The sequence below is a fragment of the Kitasatospora sp. NPDC093558 genome (genome assembly GCF_040683475.1).
Classification (GTDB): Bacteria; Actinomycetota; Actinomycetes; order Streptomycetales; family Streptomycetaceae; genus Kitasatospora.
The window spans coordinates 1-5,707 of the sequence record NZ_JBFBDY010000411.1; the positions used below are offsets into that span (position 1 = coordinate 1).

The 5,707-nt window shown below is 73.9% G+C and carries 4 protein-coding genes; 3 read left to right on the top strand and 1 reads right to left on the bottom strand.

Annotation, left to right across the window (positions count from 1 at the left end; all coding sequences use genetic code 11):
- Together AB0O00_RS27740 and AB0O00_RS27745 are read left to right on the top strand one after the other, a co-directional pair.
- Positions 1-295 (top strand): hypothetical protein (locus AB0O00_RS27740; protein ID WP_363656262.1); only part of this gene is annotated, 295 nt, incomplete at its 5' end.
- A 175-nt stretch (positions 296-470) separates the two neighbouring features.
- Positions 471-932, top strand: a complete 462-nt coding sequence (locus AB0O00_RS27745; protein ID WP_363656264.1) for a rhodanese-like domain-containing protein — start codon at positions 471-473, stop codon at positions 930-932.
- A 136-nt stretch (positions 933-1,068) separates the two neighbouring features.
- On the opposite strand, the gene AB0O00_RS27750 is transcribed toward AB0O00_RS27745, so the two are convergent.
- The gene (locus AB0O00_RS27750) at positions 1,069-2,247 is read right to left on the bottom strand and encodes a cytochrome P450 (protein ID WP_363656266.1); all 1,179 of its coding nucleotides are present in this window, start codon (positions 2,245-2,247) and stop codon (positions 1,069-1,071) included.
- Between the two features lie 424 nt (positions 2,248-2,671).
- Here AB0O00_RS27750 and AB0O00_RS27755 point away from each other — a divergent pair.
- Positions 2,672-5,707 (top strand): type I polyketide synthase (locus tag AB0O00_RS27755; RefSeq protein ID WP_363656268.1); only part of this gene is annotated, 3,036 nt, incomplete at its 3' end.

Consider the following 5,707-nt stretch of genomic DNA (forward strand, 5'->3'; position numbering starts at 1 on the left):
CGGCGACCCGGCGCTCGCCCGGCACGCGCTGGCCGCCGCCGAGAGCGCGCTGCAGCTCCTCGGGCCCGCCCAACTGCCGTCCACCCGGCTGCTGTTCACCGTGCGCGTCGCCGACTGCCATGCGTGCGCGCACGACCCGCAGACCGCCGTCGCACTGCTCGGCCACACGCTGGAGGGCGCACCGGAGGCGGCTCTGCCGGCGCTCGTCGGGCACGAACTGCGGGGCCTGCGGGCGCGCTTGGCGGGCCATCGCCCGGTGGAGGCCCACCGGCTCGCGGAGCTGGCGGGGTCGTGAGGTGGGCCCGCCGGGGGCCTGACCGGCGCCTGTCGGGGGCCTGGCTGGGTCCTGACGAGGCGTGCCGGGGGCTGGCGGGATCTTGACGAAGGTAGGCGATCACGACACTCGTGGACGGGTCGCGGCACGGGCCAGGATGAGCACATCAGCCCGGACCACCACCCAGGAGTACCCGATGACCAGCGCCGTCCTCTCCGTCCCCGCCGCCGACCCGGCCGTCGCCGCCGCGCACTTCCTCTCCCGCCTCACCTTCGAGGCCGACGTCTCGGACGTGCGCGCCGACCTGCTGGCCGGCGTCCCGGGCCTGGTCGTCGTCGACTCGCGCAGCGAGGTCGCGTGGTCCCAGGGCCGCATCCCGGGCGCCCTGCACCTGCCGACCGCCCGCATCCCGGAGCTGGCCCCGCAGTTGGTCGACCGCGGGGCCACCGTCGTCACCTACTGCTGGGGCCCCGGCTGCAACGGCGCCACCCGGGCCGCCCTCGCCTTCGCCCGCCTCGGCTACCGCGTGAAGGAGATGCTCGGCGGCTTCGAGTACTGGGCCCGCGAGGGCTTCGCGTACGACACCGACCACGGCACCGAGCAGCGTCCGATCGACGATCTGACGGCCCCGCGCTCGGGCATCTCCTGCGCGTGCTGAGACTGCGCCTGCTGAGACCCGCAGGGCGGCGGCGGGCACGCGCGGTGCCCGCCGGGTCTGCGGATGGCGAGGACGCGCCGCCACTCGATCCCGACGCCGACGGCCGCCCTCCGCAGGGCGCGTCTCACCACGTCACTCACCACGTCACCGTCAGCCGGCGCGGGCTGCGGGTGCCGAACACGCGGCGCCACTCGATGGCTTCGACCGGCTCGGCCAGGGCCAGGCCCGGCAGCCGGCGGGCGAGCCGGTTGAGGGCCAGGCGCATCTCCGTCCTGGCCAGCCAGGCCCCCAGGCAGTGGTGCGGTCCGGCGCTGAAGGCGAGGGTCGGAGCCTCCAGGGGCTCGAAGAGCCCGTCGGACAGGCCGGTGGTGAAGACCTCAGGGTCCCGGGCGGCGCTCGCCCGGTCCACGATCACGATCGCGCCGGACGGGATGGAGACCCCGCCGACCACCATGTCCCGGACGGAGCGGCGCAGGGTGCCGAGCCCCTCGCCGAGCGGGATCGTGTGCACCATCCGGTCGGCCGCCGCCTGGGCCGCGTCCTCGTCGGTGAGCCGCGGCCAGGCGTCCGGGCGCTCGCCGAGGAGGTAGACCAGGGCGTTGCCCATGGTGGCGACGGCCGTCTCGTGGCCGCCGGCGATCAGTCCGCAGATCAGTTTGACCATGCGTTCCCCGGAGACCCCGCCCTGCTCGTCGGCGGCCGTGACCATGCGGCTGACCAGGTCCGTGCCGGGCCGTCGGCGCCGTTCCTCGCAGAGCCCGGCGGCGAAGGCGCAGAACTCGGCCAGGACGGCCCGGATCTCGCCGGGCGGGCGGGTGTGGTCGGCGAAGAGGTGGTCGGTCCAGTGCCGCAGGCGCTGCCGGTCGACGTCCTCGACGCCCATCAGCCGGCTGATCACGTCGACCGGCAGCGGCATGGTGAGGGAGGCGACGAGGTCGGCGGGCGGGCCGTGGCGGACCACGTCGTCGACGAGCCGCTCCACCGTCGCCGTCAGCCAGGGGAGCCACTCGGCCATGGCGCGGCGGGTGAAGGCCTGTTGCATGAGGGAGCGCAGCTGCCGGTGTTCCGGGCCGTCGATGTTGGTGATGAAGCCGGGGTCGCCCTCCAGGTTGGAGACGGAGCCGAGGGGCGGGGCGTCGGGTGCGAAGAGCGCGGCCCGGCCGAAGGCGGGGTCGGTGAGGACGTGCCGGACGTCGTGGTACCGGGTGACGAGCCAGGCGGGCGTGCCGTTGGCCAGCGGGGTGGGCCTGGGCGGGCCGAACTCGGCGGGTTTCGAGTGGTGCAGGGGCAGCAGCGTGCATTCCTCGACGGACATGGCGCCTCCGGTCTCGGTGTGCGGGGGATTCGTGGACAATCTGTCGGAGATCTGTCCGTTCCGTAGCGTGCACGATCGATCCGGAAGATCGTCAAGGGTGTTCCGGAATATTCCGCCATTCGTGTAATCCGCACGTCGAATCAGCTTCGTAGTGGGAGCCTCGGGCTAGCATCACTGGCGTTTCCGTTCGTTGGCCATCGAATAACCGAGGAGAGCGTGCTGTCTGCCATCGCACGTCTGGTCGGCCGTCCGCTTCCATCTCCGTCCGCTCACATATTCGGGGCGTGAGCCGTCATGCCGCGCTGGGCGGCGGCGATCGGTTTTTCTTAGGAATCGGATTTTCCCAGGACCGCATGTTCGTATCAAATCCGAATTTCTCCGTCCAGGAAATTCGTCCACGCGAACAGAACCCCCGGATTGGACCATGACCTCCTCGCCCCTCGACGTGCCCAGCGAACGGATCGCGATCACCGGGATCGGCTGCCGCCTGCCCGGCCACGCCAACGACCACCGGTCGTACTGGCGCAACCTGCTGGCGGGCCGGGACTGTCTCGTCCCGACGCCGGCCGACCGCTACGACGTCGCGTCGCTGGGCAGCGGGGACCGGGCCAAACCGGGGCGGCTGATCGGCGGCCGGGGCGGCTACATCGACGGCTTCGACACGTTCGACCCGGAGTTCTTCGGCATCAGCCCGCGCGAGGCCGCTTACATGGACCCGCAGCAGCGCAAGCTGCTGGAGGTCACCTGGGAGGCGCTGGAGGACGGCGGGCAGCGGCCGTCCGAGCTCGCGGGCCGGGACGTCGGGGTGTACGTCGGCGCGTTCACCCTGGACTACAAGATCCTCCAGTTCGCCGACCTCGGCTTCGAGACGCTCGCCGCGCACACCGCCACCGGCACCATGATGACGATGGTGTCGAACCGGATCTCGCACTGCTTCGACTTCCGCGGCCCCAGCGTCTCGATCGACACCGCGTGCAGCTCCTCCCTGGTCGCGGTGCACCTGGCCTGCCAGAGCCTGCTCCGCGGCGAGAGCGAACTCGCGCTGGCGGGCGGCACGTTGCTGCACATGGCGCCGCAGTACACGATCGGCGAGACGAAGGGCGGGTTCCTCTCGGCGGACGGCCGCTCGCGCGCGTTCGACGCCGCCGCCGACGGGTACGTGCGGGCCGAGGGCGTCGGCGTGGTGGTGCTCAGGCGGCTGTCGGACGCGCTGCGCGACGGCGACCCGGTGCACGCGGTGATCATCGGCAGCGGCGTCAACCAGGACGGCCGCACCAACGGCATCACCGTGCCGCGCGCCGACGCCCAGGTCACGCTGATCGAGCGGGTGTGCGCCGAGGCCGGGGTGCGGCCGGGCGGCCTGCAGTACGTCGAGGCGCACGGCACGTCGACCCCGGTCGGCGACCCGATCGAGGCGAACGCGCTCGGCCGGGTGCTCGCGGTCGGGCGGCGGCCGGGGGAGCGTTGCTACGTCGGCTCGGTCAAGACCAACATCGGGCACGCCGAGTCCGCGGCGGGCGTCGCGGGGCTGATCAAGACGGCGCTCGCGCTCGAGCACCGGAAGATCCCGCCGCACATCAACCTGGAGCGGCCGAACCCCGACATCGACCTGGGCGCGCTGCCGTTCGAGATCCCGCGCACCGTCGTCGACTGGCCCGCGCACGAGGGGCCGGCGCGGGCGGGGGTCAACTCCTTCGGCTTCGGCGGCACCAACGCGCACGTCCTGCTGGAGGAGCCGCCGCGGTACGAGGCCGTGCCGCCGCTTCCTGCGCCGCCGTGCACGGTGCTGCCGCTGAGCGCCCGCGACGCCGCCGCGCTGCCCGAGCTGGCCGCCGGCATCCGTCGCGAACTCGCCGACGGGGCCGACCTCGTGGACCTCGCGCACACCCTCGCGCACCGGCGCGAGCACCTGCCCGAGCGGCTCGCCGTCGCGTACTCCTCTCACGCGGACCTGGGCGAGGCGCTGGCCGCGTACGAGCGCGGCGAACCGCACCCCCGGGTGGTCCAGGGCCGCGCCCGGGAGCGCCGACAGCGGCGGCTGGCCTGGGTGTTCACCGGCATGGGCCCGCAGTGGTGGGCGATGGGCCGCGGACTGTACGAGAACGAGCCGGTCTACCGCGAGGCCGTCGACGCGTGCGACCGGGAGATCCGCGCGCAGGCCGGGTGGTCGCTGCTGGACGAACTCGCGCGTCCCGAGGGCGAGTCGAGGATGGCCGAGACCTGGCTCGCGCAGACCGCCAACTTCGCGCTCCAGGTGGGTCTTTCGGCGCTGTGGCGAAGCCGCGGCCTGCGGCCGGACGCGGTCGTCGGCCACAGCACCGGCGAGGTCGCGGCGTTCCACGAGGCCGGGGTGTACGACCTGGCCGACGCCGTCACGGTGGTGCTGCACCGCAGCCGCCTCCAGCACCGGCTCGCCGGGACGGGCACGATGCTCGCCGTCGGCCTGCCGGAGGCCGACGCGGAGCGGCGGATCCGTGCGCACCGCGACCGGGTGTCGCTGGCGGCCGTGAACGGGCCGAGCGCGGTGACCCTCGCGGGCGACGCCGAAGCGCTCGGCGCGCTCGCCGAGGAACTGCGGCAGGAGCGGGTGTTCGCCAAGTTCCTAGACGTCGAAGTCCCCTACCACAGCGTGCGGATGGACCCGATCCGCGAGGAGCTGCTGACGGCGCTCGCGGGCATCAAACCGCGCGAGGCGCAGGTGCCGCTCCAGCTGACCGCCGTCGAGGGCCGCGCCCTCGGGCCCGAGCTGGACGCCGCGTACTGGTGGCGCAACGTCCGCCGGCCGGTGCGCTTCAAGGCCGCCGTCGAGCGGATGGCCGAGGACGGGCTCACGCTGTTCCTGGAGATCGGCCCGCACCCGGTGCTCGGCCACGCGATCCGCGAGTGCCTGGCGGACGGCGACGCGGACGTGCGCGCCCTGCCGTCCCTCCGCCGCCGGGAGGACGAGCCGGAGCGCGTCGCCCGGACGCTCGCCGAGCTGCACACCCTCGGCGTCGAGCCGTCCTGGGCGGCCCTCCACCCGGCCGGCCGTCCGGTCCCGCTGCCCTGCTACCCGTGGCGGCGCGAGCGCTACTGGGCCGAGCCGAAGCCGGTCGAGCAGGTCAGGCTCGGCGCCTGCGACCACCCGCTGCTCGGCCGCCGCACCGCCGCCGCGCAGCCGACCTGGGAGAACGCGCTCGACGTCGAGAAGCTGCCGTACCTGTCCGACCACCGCATCGAGGGCAGCGCGGTGTTCCCGGCCGCGGGCTACCTGGAGATGGCGGCCCAGGCCGTCCGGGCGCTGACCGGCGGGACGGACGTGGTGCTCGCCGACGTCGACCTCGCGAGGGCGCTGGTGCTGTCCGACGCGGAGCCCACCAGGGCGCAGTTCTCCTTCGGCCCGGCGGACGGCCGGTTCACCGTCGCCTCGCTGCCCGCGAGCGGCGATCCGGTGGTGCACGCGAGCGGTCGCGTCCGCACC

What these genes read in the sequence shown, in the direction of transcription:
- AB0O00_RS27745 (WP_363656264.1), top strand. Translation starts at nt 471, where the DNA reads ATGACCAGCGCCGTCCTCTCCGTCCCCGCCGCCGACCCGGCCGTCGCC.
- AB0O00_RS27750 (WP_363656266.1), bottom strand. Translation starts at nt 2,247, where the DNA reads ATGTCCGTCGAGGAATGCACGCTGCTGCCCCTGCACCACTCGAAACCC.